The sequence below is a fragment of the Ulvibacterium sp. genome, assembly GCF_028285715.1.
Classification (GTDB): Bacteria; Bacteroidota; Bacteroidia; order Flavobacteriales; family Flavobacteriaceae; genus Ulvibacterium.
In genome coordinates this window covers 343,761-362,614 of record NZ_JANQOO010000017.1, presented here as the reverse complement: position 1 = coordinate 362,614, position 18,854 = coordinate 343,761, and the positions used below count along the sequence as shown (strand labels likewise).

Here is an 18,854-nt window from a genome sequence, read left to right as displayed (position 1 = left end):
GCGGCCTCGTAATTCCCAATGGAAACAACCGTTTGTATATGCCCATCAAGAAAAAGGCATTTAACGATATAACAATGATACCAAAAATAATACATCAAACGTGGAAAAATGATGAAATCCCATCGGAATGGATATTATATGTAGACAAGGTAAAACAACTAAATCCGGATTGGGGATATAAACTTTGGACAGATGATATCATGCAAAAGTTCGTAGAAGAAGAATTTCCCGATTTTTTGGAAACTTATTTGGGTTTCCCTACGAATGTGATGCGAGCCGATGCTTTTCGCTATCTAATTATGTTTAAAATCGGTGGGGTGTATCTGGATTTGGACTATGAAGTTCTTCATCCTTTTGATTTTGATACTCATAGAGTTGTACTTCCTTATAATAGACAACTAAAGTATGGTGACAAGTTTGACGGTATCGGTAATTGTTTCTTTGCCTCAGAGCCAAGTCATCAATTTTGGCTTGATGTTATTGAAGACCTAAAAAGTGGGAGAAATCGGAATCTGAATAAAAATGAACCGTATTCCACCTTAGAAGAGGAAACCACGGGTCCAGCCTTTTTGACTAGAGTTTTTAAGCAAAATAATTATCCTGATATCTTCAACCCAGACAGATTAAGTTATCATCCTCCGACGCCAAGGAACAAAATGCAGATGGGAAAAATAAAAAACAACGGCGTATCCCTGGGAATACACCATTGCGCTGGTAGTTGGAGAGAAAAGGGGTTAAAAAAGCGTTTTTTGACAATGTGTAAAAAAACACTAAAGCTTTCTTACATAAACTAAGGGGATAGCATTGATACATGCTTTCTGAGTTTTAATTCTGCCCTCGTTGGTTTTGACACCTTAATTGATTATCAAGGTATTTAACATCGATTAAGTACAAAATCACTAAAAAATCTTTGAGCCTCCATAAAGATAGTTTTCCAGAGTAAGATCGTAGATAACTCTACCGTAAAGTACAGAGGGAATAATTTTATCTAAAAGTTAAATTTTTGTTTTTTTAACATTAATTTTTTTTAGAAAAAATGCTCTTATCCTAGTATTTATTTGATATTTTCAAATCCTAAATTGTTTTAGTTTGAATTACCTAAACCATTTTTCCCACAAATGGACTAACTTTTTTTATCTTTTCTGATAATAATAGATTTCGGGTTTATTCTTTTGCACTTAATCCTTCCGTTTGTCAATAAAAGAGTGGAATTTTTAAATTTAGGTTATGATGGAGGCTTACCAGAGATATTTCAATATATAAAATTTGCCATAATCTTATTAATCATAACGTACCTTATATTTCAAAAAAAGAGAAAATTCCTTTTTTGTTGGTTTGTACTTTTTCTGGTAATGCTTTTGGACGATGCTTTTAAACTCCATGAAACTACGGGCAAATTCTTGGTAACATATCTGGATATTCAACCCATTATGGGTTTGGAGTCTGTGAATTACGGAGAGTTGCTCCACGCATTTATTGCTGGAATAACAATTTTACCATTGATTGCCTATTGCTATATCTCAGGAGATAGAACTTATAGAAAATTCTTTCTGGATTTGACCCTCCTACTTACTGTTTTACTGTTTTTTGGAATATTCATAGACATAATACATTCCTATTTTTCGGATACCTATCTCTTGGGAGGTTTTTTTGGATTAATTGAAGACGGGGGTGAGATGATTGCACTAAGTTTGATTGCTTGGTATGTTCTGTTTATTGCAATTAGCAACAATGGGAGGCAAGTATATTTGCACAGTCCACTCTTTAAAATGATAAAATAGATGCTCAAGTCATATAAAGTTGGGCAGTGCTACAAATGGACACTCATTGCAAACGGCCTGGGTAAATTAAATCTCTTATGACCACTTCCGAGCTGTTATCGCCTTAGCCATGGAAACCCAAATTATATCATTGTGTATACGGCTCATACCATTGTGATAGCCGATTCACTACTAACATGAAATGGCTCTATATGTGAAGCCGGCCGGCTAAAAAGCTCTTGAATTTGTACATCGAAGGGAAACTTACCAGTATAGCTACGGATATGGAAAAAACCTGAAGGAAAATTTGGTATCCCGGGTTTTGAACTGCACCTGGATTTAGAGTTATTTCCACCTGCGGAATGGACCAAACATATTCATGAGTCTCGTACTCCTAAAAATGTTGACTATTGTCTTGATTAAAGTTGTTAACCTCGATTTGTAGTTTTGTATACTGATGAAGTTGTCCTGTCCTATACCTTCAAAGCCAAATTCAGATGCCAAGGCGAAAAGAAATTCCTTAATTTAGAACGAACCGTATATAAATACTTAAACGAACAAAGCTTATGGAATTTGGCAGACGCAATTTTTTGACAAAAGGGGTTTCTTCGGTGGCGGTAATCGCTGCTGCTTCAATGATACCAACTTCATTATTTGGGCAGAATTTACACACTGCATCGCAACTCCAAGAAATTGTCATAAAGCTCCAAAAACGGTCCGCGCCAAAACATACCATTCGATTCTCGGTAATAGGGCTTAATCATGGCCATATCTATGGGATGGTCAATTCGTTGTTGGATGGAGGTGGAACCTTGGTGGCCGTATATGCCAAGGAGCCGGATTTATTGCAGAGCTTTACCAAGCGATATCCCCAAGCGACCATTGCCAAGAGCGAGGATGAAATAATTGAGGACACCACTATACAATTGGTAGCCAGTGCCTCCATTCCCGTAGAGCGTGCCCCGTTGGGAATTCGGGTTATGAAATCGGGCAAGGACTTTATGGCGGATAAACCCGGCATTGTCACTTTGGAGCAGCTGCGTGAGGCAAAGCAGGTACAAAAGGAGACCCAACGTATTTATTCCATTACCTACAGTGAACGTTTGGCCAATCCCGCTTCGGTTCAGGCTGGGAAACTGGTGCAGGATGGGGCCATTGGTAAGGTGGTTCAACTTATAGGCCTAGGCCCTCACCGTATGCGGCCCAAGAGCAGACCGGATTGGTTTTTTGAACCAGATCGAGCCGGGGGTATATTATGCGATATTGGCTCCCACCAATGTGATCAGTTCCTGTACTATACCAATTCCAAACAGGCCGAGGTTAGTTTTGCACAGACCGGAAATTTCAATATTCCCGACTATCCCGATTATCAGGATTTTGGGGACATGAGCGTTCGGAGCAAGCATGCTACTGGTTATATCCGGATAGACTGGTTTACCCCGGAAGGCCTGGGCACTTGGGGCGACGGGCGTACTTTTATCCTAGGCACCGAAGGGTATATTGAAATGCGAAAGTATATTGACGTAGCAGGCCGTGAAGGCGGTAACCACTTATTCCTTGTCAATCAAAAAGAGACCAAGTATTTTGATTGTAGTGAGGTATACATGCCTTATGGGGAACAGTTGGTCACCGATGTGGTGGAACGTACGGAAACGGCTATGACACAGGACCACTGCTTCCTAGCTGCGGAATTGGCCATTACGGCCCAGGATATGGCGTTTCGGCTGAATACTTTGTGACCTTCGGAATAGGGCTTTAATGAATCTAGTTTCTACTCACCATAATTAATCCGGTCTCGCATCCCTCCGCTAGCGCGGTGGATAATGACATCCGCCTTGTATTTTCGAGCCAACCTTTTGGCCTTATTGATGGCCGTACTCTGTTTTCGGTGTTTACTTGTTATCCGTTGGTTCCCTTCACGGCGCACCGCCCAGCCTTCTTTATAGGGCACCACATGTTGGTGCCAGGTTCGGCCGCGTTTGTTGCGTTGCGCGCTATTCAAAAAGACTTCAATGAGGTCTATAAGGGTTCGTAACCAAGAGGTGCCTTTGGACATGGAATTGTATCGTTGGTTTCGAAGATAGGGGTATTCGCTGAATTTCTACCCATAAAATGTCCTCCAAAGCTAAAGTATATCACGTAGCGAGGGGGAGGTTTGTCCATCGGAGACGTCCCAACGTTAATAAAATCTGTTGGACTTTTTTGGTACTTGGACCACTTTGCCATTCTTTGCTTGCTGCTGCAAAATGTACACCGCTTTTTTATTGTTACTGGAAACGTATGCTTTATTTTTAGTCGTTGGTATCTGACCGAAAAATCTTACCCTTACGGATTCTCCTTGTAATCGTCCTCTACTGTTATTTGGAAAAGTTATGTCTTGATTTTCGAAAAATTAAAATTTAGAACCAAAAAATTCAGAAAATCATTAAAAAATGTGTCCTACTTCGTGGCATTGATAAATAAATCTTGCTATAGCACTTGATTACCCGTGTAGCTTTAATCGTTAAAATTATCTGAAGTACAGAATTATCTTATCGGAAATTAAGGATGCTTTATCGATTAATTCTTATGGAGTATCCTTTCTCATACTATATTGGCCCCCAATACATTTGGCCATCAATCTTGCTCTTTGGTTTTGATTTTGGTGGACCTCATAGTTAAAATCGGATATATAGTATTAAAAAGATGCGTAAATCACTAGAAATTTCTTCAATTGCCCCTTTGGATGCCGCTAACGATGTGTTCACTACAGCATTGGCACATCGTTCTGAAACAGAGAACAGTAGAAAGTTAGCTCCTAAACTTGTAGCACATCTTAAAGAAACGGGACTATTTAGGATGGGTCTGCCCAAATTTCTAGGGGGTTGGGAAGATGATCCGGTAGAAGTCTTAAAGGCCTATGAGATTCTAAGCAGTGGGGAAGCCGCTGCTGGATGGAGTGTATGGAACAATCATTTGGCCTGTACCTTTGGTCGTTTTCTCAATGAGGAAAGTATGTATGAGGTATATAATAATCCATCCCATGTTTATGCCAATTCAGCCCGCCCAGAGGGGGTAGCTCAAATAGTACCCGATGGTTATCGGATAAATGGTAGATGGACTTTGGTTTCCGGCTGTGAGTTGTCCGACTGGTTTGTACTGCGTTGTTTGGTTACGGGTGAAGGTCTACCGACCGTCCTTGGGCCCGGTGCAAAGTTGAAACTTTTCTTTATACCCAAAGAGGCTATTGAAATCGTGGATACTTGGCATGTTGGGGGATTACGAGGCACGGGTAGCCATGATGTTATAGTTAAGGATTGGTTTGTTAAGGAAAGTTACGCGGTAGACTTCGAAAGTCCCGTAGCTATAGACAATGACTATAGCCGTTTACCGATCGGGTGCTATAATTCCGCCGGTAACGCTGCAATCGCACTAGGCATATTCAAGGCGGCAATGGACGATTTGGTGAACATCTGTTTTGAAAGGATAACACCCGGAAATAGTCCAGATTTAAGAGACCGGGAACGTGTGCAAAATGTTATTGCCAAAAGCAAGGCATTGCATAAGGCAATGAGAAAACAATTACATGACGCCATGGCTGTTATCTGGGAAGAATCCAAAAAAGGCAATCGCTATACTGATGAGCAGTTAGCGGATGTATGGTCTTCTTCGGTTCAGGCCGCGGAAATCTCCAGAGGTATGGTCTCCGAAATTTATGCTGCCGCGGGAACCGTTTCCTTGTACAATGAAAATAGGATAGAAAGGGCACATAGAGATATTCATGCCGTTCTTCAGCATGGAATTATTCAACCCCATTGGCTTAATCAGGCAGGTATGGCTTACTTGGGCATACAACCGAAAGGTGCCATGTTCAGAATTTAATTTGTTAGACGGAATTTCAAAATATTTTCCCCTAATCAAAATTATAATTCGCAAAAAATGATTGAAGCAATTACATGTAAAACCAAATGGCAAGAGTTACTGTCTTTGGCGGAAAATCCCGATTTTTATTATACGCATAGTTATCATCAAGTTTCCAAGAGCACTAATGAACATCCCGTACTTTTAAATTATACAAATGGGAATTCATCGGTATTGTTACCCCTGCTGATTCGGGATATTGAAAATACGGGATTAAAGGATGCAACTTCCGTTTACGGATATGCAGGTCCCTTAACTATAAATTTAGATTCAAATTTTGATCAAGAAAAATTTGGAAAGGAATTGGACACATTTTTTAATGAACATAATATTGTGTCCGTCTTTTCAAGATTACACCCCTACATGGAACATCAAGAAACTATTCTTGAAGGGCTAGGTCACGTAAATACACTTGGAAAAGTGGTAAATATCGACTTAACCGATACGATTGTAGATCAAAGGGCTAAATTTAATAGAAGGCTAAAAACCTACCTTAATAAATCGCGTAAGTCCTGCACGGTCATTAAAGGAGATATAGAGGAACATCTGGATGATTTTATTCGCCTCTATCACCAGAATATGAATCGGGTAAATGCCGGTGAGGACTACTATTTTTCTAAAGACTACTACAAATCAATATTGACCAGTGATGAGTACGAGTCGGAATTGTCCCTTTGCGTATGCAATGAAACAAAAGAAATCATCGCAGCCTCAATGTTTATGAAAAAAGGGAAAATTGTTCAATATCATTTGTCCGGATTGAGTGAGGCCCACTTTAAATTAAACCCAATAAAGCTCATTATCGATGAAATGCGGATAAAAGTTACAAATGAGGGATATACCTACTTTAATCTTGGTGGTGGTTTGGGCAGTAGGGAAGATTCACTCTTTAGATTTAAGAGTGGTTTTTCCAAGGATTTTAGAGAATTCAAGATATGGAAATATATTGTTGATGAAGAGGCATACAGAGAACTTAGCAGTACCATGTTAAATGGACAAATCAATGGCAATACTTCGAATTATTTCCCCCTATATCGGCTAAAAAATTAAATGACACTTTTAAGCTAAATTAACCTCGCATATCTTTATCTTTCAGTACTACTGATAGGCCTTTTTGGCCCATCGACTTCCGAAGGCGAAACGAAAAAAGCCACCCTAAAGGTGGCTTCTGAAGTGGAGCCGGAGGGACTAGAACCTGTCTTTGAAAACCTTACAAAATAAAGGCTTCTCACCAACATGGAAATTCATGCTCACCGAATAGGTGACTTCTACATAAAAAACATCCAAAATTGAGGAAAAACCTCAGTTTTTTTAAGGTTTTCGTGCAATTACTTCTTATGTTTTTTTAATACTTTTCAACTTCCCCTCCCCAAAGAATTGCAAAATTAAATCTTTCTGGCTGAGCTCAGCTACCTCAGTTTGTGGCATAATTCTTTAGTAAACATTAAAATATTTGAAATGAGCAGATTATATTATGAGAAAGTTACAAGTCCAAGAAGAACTACAATAGCCACTGCAGATGGCGACCACCCTGAAGTAAACAACAATCAGAATGTAAGAGGTTACCTAGAAAAGGTCTCAAGTTTGATTCCCGCAGAAGTAATAGCGGGATATTTGGCAATGTTTGGTTTTGTGCCGTTGATTGATGAAACCACACAGGGGAGTCTTTCTAATACTGAAACAACTGTAGCCTGGATTATATTCTTTTTCTGCTTTTTGCTAACCCCAATATATCTCAACTACCAAGCAGAAAAAGGAAAACCAAAACAAATTCACTTGTTTATTTCTACTATTGCCTTCGTGATATGGTCTTATGTTACTACCGGTGCATCATTGATTCCAGATTATTACAACGCTGCTGTTGGATCAATTTTTCTAGTTGCCTTTAGTTTGATTAGCGGAGTTATTAAACTAAACAAATAATCGGTTACATAAATACCATGTAAAAATCTATGAAGTCTTCAATAACATCAAAAAAGTGTCATGCGAAAATTAGGATGTATTCAAATGCAGGGCCAAATGTAAATAAAAATCGGGCTGAACTAAGTAGTTCTTTAGGTATCCGGAAGTCAATGAAGTTAGATTCATCACCAATTTTTACGCAAAAAAAGTTTGAAAGCGAAAAAATGGAGATTACAGGTGGACAACTAAAATCTAAAGGAGCTAGCAAAAAAGAAATTTATAATTCATGGTCAGATATTAAATTAAATGTATTCATTGAATACAATCCTTTGGTTGTTGATAAAATAAGGAAAGAAAAATGGGAATTAAATCGAAAAGGAAATATAGTAATTGCCAACATAAGTCTTCTAGACTTAGATATTTTACTAGAAAATGATAAAGAGGTCAACAATATTTTTAATGTTGAATTAGGACAGACATTGAAGATACCTAAACCAAAAAAACGAAAACCAACAAAAAACAATTTAAAAGTTTCCCCTCCTTTTTTGGCTGATGACCAGAGTGGATCGTCCAATGTCTTAATTGGAATTATTGATGTAGAAGGATTTGATTTTTCACATCCGGACTTTTTGGATAAAAATGGTAATACCAGATTTATATCCATTTGGGACCAAGGAGGAACCCATAGAGAGTCTCCAAGAGGAGGAAACTTTGGATATGGATCGGAGCTTACAAATGAACTAATGAATTCCGCAATTGAAAGTTCAAATGAATATAAAGTTCCAGCTTATGAATTGGAGCCTCAATCTACAATGATCCCAGGATCTCATGGTACTCATGTGGCTAGTATAGCAGGTGGTAATTCGGGAGTTTGCCCTAATTCCTTGCTTGCGGGTGTTTTAATACATCTAACTGATAGAGATTTCGATCGAAGGAAATCATTTTATGATTCAACGAGATTAGCAAATGCAGTTGATTATTTGCTGAGCCTCGGTGATGAAATGGGATTACCCGTGTCAATAAACATTAGCCTAGGTACTAATGGTCATGCTCACGATGGATCGGCTCCGGTTTGTAGATGGATTGATTCTGAACTAAAAATCCCCGGACGAAGTGTTTGCGTAGCCGCTGGGAATGCAGGTCAAGAAAATCCAGAATATGTAGAAGATTTAGGTCACTTCATGGGAAGAATTCATACGTCTGGAAGAATACCTGCGAATGGATTGGAGAAAGACATCGAATGGATTGTTAAGGGAGACGGTATTGTAGATATTTCAGAAAATGAACTGGAAATATGGTATAGTTCACAAGATCGATTTGCCATTTCGCTTAAACCACCAGGTCAAGAGTGGATTGGGCCAATTGAACCAGGAGAATACATAGAAAATTTTCAACTAAACGACTTAAGTTTTGTCAGTATATATAATGAACTTTATCATACGTCAAATGGTAGTAATTACATAGCGATTTATCTTACACCTGACTTAGAAGACAGGAACAATATAAAAGGGGTGCCTCATGGAATGTGGAAGGTACGCTTATATGGGAGGCAAATTCGAGATGGTAGCTTTCATGGGTGGATAGAAAGAGATGACGTTTTTCAATATGAAGAAACAAATTTCTTTGGTGGCACAAAATGGTTTTTCCCTTCATACTTTACAGATACTTCCAATGTGAATGACTATTCTATAGGTTCACTCGCTTGTGCTAACGAAGTGGTAGGCGTAGCAAATTTGAATCCAATTAATAATGCAATTAATTCTTCCAGTAGTCCTGGACCAACCAGAGATGAAAGATTTAAACCAGAGGTTGCTGCTCCTGGAACAAACGTTCAAGCGGCTAATGGATTTGATTACGATGATTTGTGGATTGAAATGACTGGGACTAGTATGGCCAGTCCGTTTGTATGTGGAGTAATAGGCTTAATGTTTAAGGAAGAAAGAAACTTAACAGCTTCTCAAATAATTGGCATTCTTAAATGTACAGCTAGGCCACTACCAGGAATGAGTTATGATTGGGACAACGATTCTGGTTATGGTGTAGTAGATGTAGAGGCTTGTATTGAGCATGCAAAAAAAATAAACAAGAATACTGATATTACTAAAAGATGGTAGTAAGAGTTTTTCAATCTGACAAGGGCGATTGTGTGCTTTATCAAGGGAAAGATGAGAAGATGATTCTGATTGATGGGGGAATGGCTAAGTCCTATAATAAGTACGTTTCCAAATTTCTTGAGGGTAAGACGCTTGACTTGTTATGTGTATCACATATTGACCAGGATCACATACAAGGAATACTTGAGATGATGAAGCATATTATGAAATGGCGTGTTTACGATTACCAAACGACACAGAATAATCGAAGGTTTAAGAAACCCAACCTTCCCAAACCTCCTAATGTTTTATCAGTTTGGCATAATGCATTTAATGATAGTGTTTTAGAGAATGATGGTAGAATCGAAGATATGTTAGCCGCAGCTTCGGCTATTCATTCGTTGACAAATATGTCAAATTCTAATTTATTTCACAGCAAAAGAGAAGCGATACTACTTTCTAATAGGCTAAGACCTTCTCAGCTTCATATCCCATTGAATAAAGAGTTCAATGGCAAGCTCGTTTATTATGATAGGAGTTCAGCAAAACAGGCAATAGGTGGAAGCAATATTATTATAATTGGTCCTTTCAAAGATGATTTGGATAGGTTAAGACATGAGTGGAACAAATGGTTAAGAGAAAGCCGAAGTGTTATTGCTCGGCTTAGGAGGAAGGCTGAGGAAGATTCTGATCTATTGGGAAATGCAGGTAGAACAGAAGCAATGAGCTTAAGTGAACTAGGTATACGAAGTAAAGTTTCGACTCCCAATCTAGCTTCAATAATGTTTTTAATAGAAGAAGATGGCAAAACTGCATTGTTTACTGGGGATGGTCATGCAAAGGATATTTTGAAAGGTTTAAAAGTGAACAGGAAACTTGATAGAAATGGACGCCTACATTTAAATCTACTAAAAGTTCAACATCACGGTTCTGAGCATAATATAGACTTGTCTTTTTGCAAATCAATTACTGCTGACAATTATGTTTTTTGTGGCAATGGATCACACGAAAATCCAGACTTAGAAGTCGTGAAGACTATCATTGATTCCAGAATAGGGATTGCCAAAAACAGAAGCCCCAATGAAGAGGTAAGCAATAAATTTAAGCTTTGGTTTAACAGTAGTGAAAGTAACACTTCAGGTGACGAATCTAGGCATATGAAAAAGCTAAGGGACTATGTACAAAAAAGGGCTAAGTCAAGTAGAGGAAAGATGAGTTTTTTCTTTATGCCGAAAGGAAGAAGTTCATTTAGTTTGGAAGTTTAGTATTTGAAATTTAAGGGAGCTACTTAATAATGATATAATTAGAAGTATAATGAGTCAAAAGGTTATCAAAGATGTAAAGGCCTATATAGGTTCTCATACAGGCATTAATCCTAATAGGATTAAAGATGAATATGTTTTAAAAAAGCACCCCTTAAAATTTGATGATGCGAAGCTTGCTTTTTTGGCTTTATCCTTGAGAGGTTACATCAAATCACATAATCCCTCAGCTACAATACTTGTCAAAGAACTGCGAAAAAAGGATTTAGACGTAAAGAAGACCTATGAATTGGTAATCCAGAGAATAGGTCAATGAAAAAAGTTGTCTTCTATGTTCTGTTTCTTGTGACAAACTATTCGTTTTCACAAAATTCGTTTCTTTCTAAACTTGAAGAATGGTTCGAGAAACATAGTTTTAGTGTAAGAAATACGTTTGATGGTTCCAAAAATGAACAGAAACCAGCAAGCATTTTCTTTCGGGAGAATCACAAATCGGATAATGATTTTTTAAATGTAGATTTAGCTTTTAAAATTTCAGAGTTTGAACTATTTGTTAACAAGCCAATGGCCTTAATCATCTATCCTAAGGTAGAATGGCATAAATCGACTGATACCACAGATATTAAGGATAAACTGGATGGGGGGATTAATCTAGAATGGATTCCATTTGCCCTTAAAAGTCCAGACTTGGACGAGGCTCTTGATAACCCCGGGGTTAAATTGTCCCCATATTTTCAGGGAATCTCTTCCTTTAAAAGAAATTTCATTGACAATGTTTACGAAACGAAGTTATCGGGGAACATTTCTTTTGTAAGTAACTATAAATTTATGCCAGGGTCGGATTTTCGGAACAACAATGACGATTTTTTAGGGCGATATTATCCTTATTTAGGAGTTGAGTATAATAGGATTCCTGACTTATTAGTCGATGGAGAAGTAGAGGAATTCACCACTTACTTTTTTAGGGTTTTCATTGAGAGCTGGGTAATTCCTCAGGACTTACAGCTAAATCTTGATTACACATTTCGAAGAAATCTAAGTTCAGGGTCAGATATTAGGAAATCATTGCCAGTTTTCATTTTGTCCCTTAATTACTACCCTGGTAATCAAGAGTCAGTTGGTTTGGGATATGAATATAAAAATGGCTATGATAATGAGGGTCGATATAACTTAATCGAAACCTCTTCACTTAAGTTGAATGTCAAATTTTGAGCTAGTTGGATACTATTCAATTGTGCTTTTCGGTGTTTTCGAAAAATCCGTTTAGATTATGAGTTGGAACGAAATTCTGGATTATTTAAGGCAAAGTATTAGTCCTCACTTAAAAAGTGTAGAGATTCAAAAAAGATTCGCAAACTGGCTTGAGGGCTTACAGTATTCAACGGAAGGAATGAGACTGGGAATATGTCTCTATATAGACCTAAAAAGTAATTCAATCAATAAAAAAATGTTGGTATTGCTTTTTAACGAACTTCCTTTGAAATTCTCTGACTCTCAACAGATTTTTGCCTTGACTTTAAACAAAATCAAAGGGATGGATCGATTTGTATGTTATTCCTCCTTTAGAGCAAAAAGTAGGTATGTTTATTCTAGAATACTTTACGGAGACGAGCTTCTTTATTTAATTCAAAAGAATTTCGGGAATAAGTACGGGAATGATTTAGACTATATAATGGAAAACGTACTAGATGAGAATAAAAAACTGGAGGTCGATTTTTCATTTTGGACCAATAAGAGGAGTTCTGGATGGTTAATGAAAACAGAAGACTTTAATCAAATACAGGAGAGAGTTGCTAAACTTACTGGTAAAAACGATACTAAGAAATTGGTCCAGATTCTTGTTAATGAACTTGGCTTAACTCATTATAAAGATGGTTGGAGAGTTTTTCATATTCAATTACCAATGAATATTTCATTTTCACGTGTTGGTAAACCATCTGTTTTTGACAATAATTGGAAATACGAAAATGATAATTACTTGTCCAGTCCAGAAAAACATGAGTTCGGTTCTTCCTTTAGTATTGATGGTCTGGGAGTCTCGCAACTTGAACAGGTTTTTTTTAAGCCTAAGGAAGAAAAAATAAAAATCTTCATTGAAGAAATAGACATTTATTCTTTTATAGGCAATGATAGAAAAGCGTTGATTAGCGAATCTTTCAAAAGAGCAAAAAGTGCATAAGGATTTTTTAGATTTTAACATTGATAATTGGAATAAATGGGTTGAGGCCTTTTTTTCTGAGGAATTGGAGTTGGTGCCGTCTTTGCAATCAGGAAAAAGCCTTGATCAAGAAGCATTGCTGGATTTATACCTTTATTTGGCAGAGAACTTTAAGACTGAGGACTTCATAAAATGCTTACAATCCCTATTGGAAAATGAAAGTAATAAAAGTGTTAAGGATGACTATAGGGTTTTTATGATTCTTAAGCTTTTTGAAAAAGCCAAACCTTATCAAGTAGAATATCAGCTTAAATCAATGATAGCAGACGGTAAGTTCATAAATTCATTTCACCACAATATTAGTAATAGGGCTCTCCTTATTGGCACTTACTTTTCAGTTTCTTGCTTACAAAGTGCTCAGTCGTCAGATAACAGAAAAACTTCAAAACATGTATGGGAATTTCTTTTAAATCTTGGGGTAAGAACCAAGTTTAATCAAGAAAAAATCGAAATATTAAGGCTTTTCAAGACCTATAATATCGAGTATTTTTTAATTCTTCTTGATTATCATTTTAATAGCTCTAATAAACTTCCAAAGGAGCACTTGGAGATCTTAATAGATGGTATGAAGGAATTCATTTATAATTATGGGGCTGGAAGAATTCTTGAGTACTTTATCGATAAAGTTGAAAACAAAGATGAATTTATTGGGGCTTTTGAAGATACCACTTTGAATGAGTGGGCTTCCAAAATCTTATTATCTCATTTTGAAAGCTCACATAAAGTATTACTTGCTTTTATGATTCATTCTGAATTTAACCTCATCTCCGCCTCATTAATTTCCAAAGTGATGGTATTTATAATCAATTCAAATCTAAATTTAGAGGAGGAAGTGGATTTTATATTCGGTAGATACTTTATTAGAGTTAGCAGCTCCAAATTTTGGTCCAAGTATATCAAAGTTGAACCAGGGCAAAAGGAGGTACAAGACTTCCTTTATGAAGATTCAACTGATGATGTACCAAGTCCTCAGAATAGAGACAAGTATATTATCTATTCTTATTTGAATGAAAAGCATTTGCGTAGTAAGTTTCAACCGCAAATAGGAATGATTCCATATAAGAAACCTAGAGAAATAGCTTATTGTAACATAATAATAAACTATCTTAATAACTATTACAAGAAAGATGAATGGTTACACCAAAAATGATTCGATTATATATCACCTTACTGATGGTGATATTGAGGAATTATTGATTGAGTTAGAACTTTTAGAAAAGGGTTTTTCCTTTTTTTATGTTGTAGATACATTCGACTTACTTGATTATTGCTTTCCTTTTGGAATTTATTCTACAAAAGCGGATGACTATTCTTTTCATGAAATCATTGACAATCAAATAGCTCTTTCAGAAGTCTTTCACATTCATAAGAATAAACCTATTCTTATGGACGAGTATTATAGCGAAATTAAAAACAAGTTGAGATCAATAAGTAGACTTGCCAATAAAGATAACATACTTATCAATCAGTTAGATGATTTCTACACATTATCAGGATACGACTCTAACAACCTGGAACTCCTGAAATCATCAGATTTCGAAGGACTTCTAAATGAATTGAAAGCAAATCTAAGTTCATTGCTTACCATTGCCTTTGGCATTTTTAATCAGGGCGTGAATCGGTTGAAACAAATTGTGGATGGACGTATGATGTTGAAAGAATTTGACGCAGGTAATAATGAAATAGATTCAAAATCAATTACTGCGAAGTTTAAAAATACTATTGAATCACCTTTGGCTAAAAAAATAATGGATCATTATGATAAAGCCCATCTGAAGGATAAAAAGAACTATTTGGACTATATCAGAATGAAAAAGTCTTTGAAAAATGATGCTTTAGTAATTGACAGAGTTTTACAAATTAACAAGAAGTTGTTTGCCGAAAAAATTATTATACTCTATTTGTCGTCCAATGAACGGAGCAGACGAATTTTTGATTTTCCGGAAGTGAAAAACGGAAGTGTCAGACTTAATGAAAACATAATTAATATAAGAAGAACAAGAGCACAATTGTTCGCAAAAATGGTGTTAAATGAAACTAACAATTTTCAGAAGAAAAAAGAAAATCTTGAAATTCTTAAAAGAGTTATAAAAAAACGAGTAAAACTCTTAAAAAAGGATACTAGGTACGATTTTGAAAGATTTTCTCCAGAGAGACTGTTTCTTCATAGCAAAATTTCAAGAGCCCGTGAAAGACATGAAAACCTTAAGATATTTACGAACAAATTTCAAGATTACAAAAGATTTTTAAATGAACTAAGTAGAGTAAAGCACCTAGAAGAACGTGATGGAATAGTAATTCATATTCTTCAAAAGTTCTACGGACAGAAGAAAATTAAGCAAGTGGCAAGTGATTATGCTAAATCCAGTTTATATCTGTTCGAACTGCAGTTTAATTACGACTATGTTCTGTATGATATTATTTCGGCTAGTGACCCAGATTTCAGAAGCTATTTTCGAGAAGGGCGAGATACTGTTCAAGGTGTATTTCAGCAGTTGCCAATAATGGTTTGTTCCATTAAGAACGAATTTTATAAAACTGTTCTAGAAGGTATAGTTCAATTCATACTAGCATGTCCTTATAAAAGCGATGTAAAAGAAAAGTTTTTGAACTTACAGAATTTTACAAGAGCATTCATCAAAAAAGACGAAGAAAGCCAACAAATTGATTTTGAACATGAGATAATACGGACACTGTTAATTTGTTGTTGGGGTAAGAATTTGGGAGACGAGCATGCCTCAGATCATGCCTTGGATATTCTAAGAATGAAAATCCCCAATTATAAAACTATTTCAAAAATTGATGTTTCAGAATTTGAAAAGGATTTCTATATGTTGGCAATATGGTGTTTAAGAAGGAGTAAAAAATTTGATGAGGCGAATACAATTGCTACCGCGGCAATTGCAAGTTTTGGAGATGACCCTCGATTTTTTCATGGTAGGTCCTTAAATTGTTTTTCGATGTATATGGAAAGAGATTTAACAGGTGTAAGCAAAAGTCTAAAAAGTGCTCTTGAAGATGCGCTAAAAGCAAAAAAGCTTTATGAGGAATTCGAATTGGATTTGAGGCCACACATGATTACTAGTATTATTAACACGATTAGTTATTATTACTGTTTTGAAGGATCCGATATTTACAATCTTGAAGAGTCAAGGTATTTTATAGAACTCCTGAAAAAACGAATTGATAAGATAAAGTGGATGGATTTCCCGGAATATTTTGAAACAGAGGCATATTTAGAGTATGAGGAGTATAAAAGTCTTGTAGCTAAGCAAGCATCAGAACAGAAGAAAAAAGACAAATTATCCAATGCATTAAGGGAAATAGAAAAGGCAGTTCAGTTTACTACAAACAAGAATGAAAACTTTGTGCATTTAAGAGACGTTATCAAAGAAGAGTACAATAAGTATGTATGATTATTGAGTACTGAACACTTATAATTATCATAGCGGAACAAGTTTAAATTCATATTGGTTATAAACTCCCAGACCTAAGTCCAAATGAAAAAATTTGATTGAGTCTTCGCTGTTTTGCAGCCTTCCCTTAAAAGAGTAAGGCTACACTATGTAAGGGTCCGAACTTATCCACGGACCATTTACGTCAAAGCTAGTTACAAGTTAATAAACCAAAACTTTGGGAAACGGCAAATCACCCAATGTTTTACAACTATTGTTATTAGCTTTTTTCAAAGGGTCTTTTGAGATATTTAAATGCTAAAAAACTCTCCTTCAAAATTAAGTTGAATATCTTCTACAGAGCTTAAATCAACCCGATCTACATCTTCCCTAGCTATTGACAAGGACCATGGGCCAAAAGGGGTGAGTTGGATAAAATTAGCACCATCCCCTCCAAGGCTAACGGGTCGTACCGAATTACCATTCTTTGGATTAATAACTATAAATGTTTTTCTTGTGTCATGATTGAATTCCATGAAGTTTCCTTCACGTGTTCTTATTCTTGCATAGCCTAAATGCGACAGATTTGCTCCAATAAAATCATCTCCTCTTCTCCTATGTCTAAGTTTCAATCCAGGAAGAGAAATAACTACTTTATTGAATTTCACAAGAGCCATATTCTCATAGCGCAGGTCAGACAAGAAAAAGAACACCTCACCTTTTTCCCGAAAGGTTTTTAATTCTTCTTCTCGGTAGTCTTTTAAAAGAGAAAAATGTGCAATCTTATCACTAAATTTAATAACCTGAGGATTTCTCCCCCTGTTCTCCATTTCAGCAACAATTCTACGTTTAGTATTTGCATGGACTTGTGACAAGTGTGCAACGCTATCTCTATTGATTTTGAATTCTGATCTTTGAGCAGTGAAATACTCCATGGCCTTATGCTCTGAATATAATAATTGAATAATACTCTTTTTGTTGGCTAAATTAGATCGACCCATAAAGTTGGCAAATTCAGGAAGTGATTGAGCATTTGCATTGTTTAATAGTAATCTTAGTCGTCCAATTTCAGATTCCTGTTTTTCTATTTCAAAGGAGATATCAGATCTCAGGCTGTTTAATTCATTGTATTCTAGAATTTTAGAATTTCTAGTCGTAACCAATTCAATAAAGTCGTCAACCGCTGCCAAATACTCTTTTGCCTCAGGGAGATGTCTAAACGGTTCAATTGTTTTTTCTAATTCTTCTCTTTTAGTTAGTAGCTTACCTGCATCTGAAGGTAGATTAACATCAGGATTATCTGAATCCAAGACATCCACAATCTGGGTAAGACCCTTTGCAATGTTTGAAACTCCTTCGCCTACTTTTGCAATTTTTTTGACCTTATATACAGGCTCCGCAAGATCTCCTAACTTGTCATTTGAGTCTTTTTTTGCATCAAAACCGTTATATGTTTTATATGCTTCTGCGGCGAGAGCCCAACCTGCACCCATGGTTTTGATACTTACCGCTATTGTGGCCGCAGTTTTTAGTACATCTCCGAAGGAACAATTGTTAGCTTCCGCCCGTACAGCGTTTTTAAAAGCTTCACTAGCTTGTTGTACCGCATACCATTTACCTTCATATTGATTTGTGAGGAATTCAAGGTCAGATACTAGTTGTATCTCAGATTCATTCATATGATTTAACCCTCTTTCCATACTGGAGATAAAATCAAGCTGTGAATCTACATTATCTCGTATGTCTTTTATCTCTACAGAAAGCTTATCCTCTGCATCCCTGAACTTGATATATGAAGATTCAATGTTTTTAGCGTGTTCTAAGAACTCATCAAGTACATTTGAATAAAATTGATATGCAACAAGAGGGACATGGGTTGGGCTATTGCCATAATAATCCAAGTTTAGTGCTATTCGCCTAATTAACATAAACACTCGCGACCTAATGGCGTTAATTTCTTGTTGGTTTATTACTTCATTTGAGTCGCCAAAATCTAGTACGCTTTCCCTGTTAGTTGAAATGCTATTGTAATTAAATAACAGTTTTCCTAACCAATTTAATCCGTCTAACGCTTCCTCAATTTTTCCGTTAACATAATCTACTTCTATTGCCCTAAGGGCTATTTCATAATATATCAGGCTAAAGTTCTTGGATATTTTATTATATGTTTCATCTGAATTAACATACTCTATTTGGTTGATGTTGCCATCAAGACCATTACCAGCAGTAAGGGGTGCCGTTGTTATATTTGTTCCTGGGTTTCCTGGTTTGGCATCTGGGTGTCTACATTCCTCGTATCTCTGTCCGCTCATAATTTTTATTTG

At 36.4% G+C, this 18,854-nt stretch carries 15 protein-coding genes; 13 read left to right on the top strand and 2 right to left on the bottom strand.

Going from position 1 to position 18,854, the window contains the following annotated elements:
• Nucleotides 1-38: 38 nt before the first annotated feature.
• The 3 genes from Q0993_RS08595 (at nt 39) to Q0993_RS08585 (ending at nt 3,499) form a co-directional block, all read left to right on the top strand.
• A complete protein-coding gene (locus Q0993_RS08595; protein WP_299531867.1) occupies nt 39-794 on the top strand; it encodes a glycosyltransferase in 756 nt (251 codons plus the stop codon).
• A 558-nt stretch (nt 795-1,352) separates the two neighbouring features.
• Entirely contained in the window at nt 1,353-1,781 is a 429-nt protein-coding gene (locus Q0993_RS08590; protein WP_299531865.1) for a hypothetical protein, read from the top strand.
• A 545-nt stretch (nt 1,782-2,326) separates the two neighbouring features.
• Nucleotides 2,327-3,499 (top strand): Gfo/Idh/MocA family oxidoreductase, encoded by a 1,173-nt coding sequence (locus Q0993_RS08585; protein ID WP_299531863.1) that lies wholly within the window; start codon nt 2,327-2,329, stop codon nt 3,497-3,499.
• Between the two features lie 32 nt (nt 3,500-3,531).
• Here Q0993_RS08585 and Q0993_RS08580 read toward each other — a convergent pair whose 3' ends face one another.
• The gene (locus Q0993_RS08580; protein ID WP_299531861.1) at nt 3,532-3,816 is read right to left on the bottom strand and encodes a DUF2188 domain-containing protein; all 285 of its coding nucleotides are present in this window, start codon (nt 3,814-3,816) and stop codon (nt 3,532-3,534) included.
• 629 nt (nt 3,817-4,445) lie between these two features.
• Between Q0993_RS08580 and Q0993_RS08575 the strand changes: the two genes are divergently transcribed.
• From Q0993_RS08575 to Q0993_RS08530, 10 genes are all read left to right on the top strand, one after another.
• Nucleotides 4,446-5,621, top strand: coding sequence for a hypothetical protein (locus Q0993_RS08575; protein ID WP_299531859.1), 1,176 nt, complete (start codon nt 4,446-4,448; stop codon nt 5,619-5,621).
• Between the two features lie 57 nt (nt 5,622-5,678).
• Entirely contained in the window at nt 5,679-6,710 is a 1,032-nt protein-coding gene (locus Q0993_RS08570) for a GNAT family N-acetyltransferase (RefSeq protein WP_299531857.1), read from the top strand.
• A 408-nt stretch (nt 6,711-7,118) separates the two neighbouring features.
• Entirely contained in the window at nt 7,119-7,583 is a 465-nt protein-coding gene (locus Q0993_RS08565) for a hypothetical protein (RefSeq protein ID WP_299531855.1), read from the top strand.
• A gap of 29 nt (nt 7,584-7,612) precedes the next feature.
• Nucleotides 7,613-9,676, top strand: coding sequence for a S8 family serine peptidase (locus tag Q0993_RS08560; protein WP_299531852.1), 2,064 nt, complete (start codon nt 7,613-7,615; stop codon nt 9,674-9,676).
• Nucleotides 9,670-10,920, top strand: coding sequence for an MBL fold metallo-hydrolase (locus tag Q0993_RS08555; RefSeq protein WP_299531850.1), 1,251 nt, complete (start codon nt 9,670-9,672; stop codon nt 10,918-10,920). Before Q0993_RS08560 ends, Q0993_RS08555 begins: the two co-directional genes overlap by 7 nt.
• A gap of 49 nt (nt 10,921-10,969) precedes the next feature.
• A complete protein-coding gene (locus Q0993_RS08550; protein WP_299531847.1) occupies nt 10,970-11,233 on the top strand; it encodes a hypothetical protein in 264 nt (87 codons plus the stop codon).
• Entirely contained in the window at nt 11,230-12,129 is a 900-nt protein-coding gene (locus Q0993_RS08545) for a hypothetical protein (RefSeq protein WP_299531845.1), read from the top strand. Before Q0993_RS08550 ends, Q0993_RS08545 begins: the two co-directional genes overlap by 4 nt.
• A 58-nt stretch (nt 12,130-12,187) precedes the next feature.
• The gene (locus Q0993_RS08540; RefSeq protein WP_299531843.1) at nt 12,188-13,096 is read left to right on the top strand and encodes a hypothetical protein; all 909 of its coding nucleotides are present in this window, start codon (nt 12,188-12,190) and stop codon (nt 13,094-13,096) included.
• Nucleotides 13,089-14,285: a hypothetical protein gene (locus Q0993_RS08535; protein WP_299531841.1), complete on the top strand. Its 1,197-nt coding sequence runs from the start codon at nt 13,089-13,091 to the stop codon at nt 14,283-14,285. Before Q0993_RS08540 ends, Q0993_RS08535 begins: the two co-directional genes overlap by 8 nt.
• Nucleotides 14,263-16,551, top strand: coding sequence for a hypothetical protein (locus tag Q0993_RS08530; protein ID WP_299531839.1), 2,289 nt, complete (start codon nt 14,263-14,265; stop codon nt 16,549-16,551). The genes Q0993_RS08535 and Q0993_RS08530 overlap by 23 nt, the downstream gene beginning before the upstream one ends.
• Before the next feature lie 290 nt (nt 16,552-16,841).
• Here the strand turns inward: Q0993_RS08530 and Q0993_RS08525 are convergent, their stop codons facing one another.
• The gene (locus Q0993_RS08525) at nt 16,842-18,842 is read right to left on the bottom strand and encodes a hypothetical protein (protein WP_299531837.1); all 2,001 of its coding nucleotides are present in this window, start codon (nt 18,840-18,842) and stop codon (nt 16,842-16,844) included.
• Nucleotides 18,843-18,854 lie beyond the last annotated feature (12 nt).

Coding starts and splice junctions, on each gene's coding strand:
- Q0993_RS08565 (WP_299531855.1), top strand. CDS start 7,119: ATGAGCAGATTATATTATGAGAAAGTTACAAGTCCAAGAAGAACTACA.
- Q0993_RS08530 (WP_299531839.1), top strand. CDS start 14,263: ATGAATGGTTACACCAAAAATGATTCGATTATATATCACCTTACTGAT.
- Q0993_RS08525 (WP_299531837.1), bottom strand. CDS start 18,842: ATGAGCGGACAGAGATACGAGGAATGTAGACACCCAGATGCCAAACCA.
- Q0993_RS08585 (WP_299531863.1), top strand. CDS start 2,327: ATGGAATTTGGCAGACGCAATTTTTTGACAAAAGGGGTTTCTTCGGTG.
- Q0993_RS08540 (WP_299531843.1), top strand. CDS start 12,188: ATGAGTTGGAACGAAATTCTGGATTATTTAAGGCAAAGTATTAGTCCT.
- Q0993_RS08555 (WP_299531850.1), top strand. CDS start 9,670: ATGGTAGTAAGAGTTTTTCAATCTGACAAGGGCGATTGTGTGCTTTAT.
- Q0993_RS08575 (WP_299531859.1), top strand. CDS start 4,446: ATGCGTAAATCACTAGAAATTTCTTCAATTGCCCCTTTGGATGCCGCT.
- Q0993_RS08560 (WP_299531852.1), top strand. CDS start 7,613: ATGAAGTCTTCAATAACATCAAAAAAGTGTCATGCGAAAATTAGGATG.
- Q0993_RS08590 (WP_299531865.1), top strand. CDS start 1,353: ATGCTTTTGGACGATGCTTTTAAACTCCATGAAACTACGGGCAAATTC.
- Q0993_RS08545 (WP_299531845.1), top strand. CDS start 11,230: ATGAAAAAAGTTGTCTTCTATGTTCTGTTTCTTGTGACAAACTATTCG.
- Q0993_RS08570 (WP_299531857.1), top strand. CDS start 5,679: ATGATTGAAGCAATTACATGTAAAACCAAATGGCAAGAGTTACTGTCT.
- Q0993_RS08580 (WP_299531861.1), bottom strand. CDS start 3,816: ATGTCCAAAGGCACCTCTTGGTTACGAACCCTTATAGACCTCATTGAA.
- Q0993_RS08550 (WP_299531847.1), top strand. CDS start 10,970: ATGAGTCAAAAGGTTATCAAAGATGTAAAGGCCTATATAGGTTCTCAT.
- Q0993_RS08595 (WP_299531867.1), top strand. CDS start 39: ATGCCCATCAAGAAAAAGGCATTTAACGATATAACAATGATACCAAAA.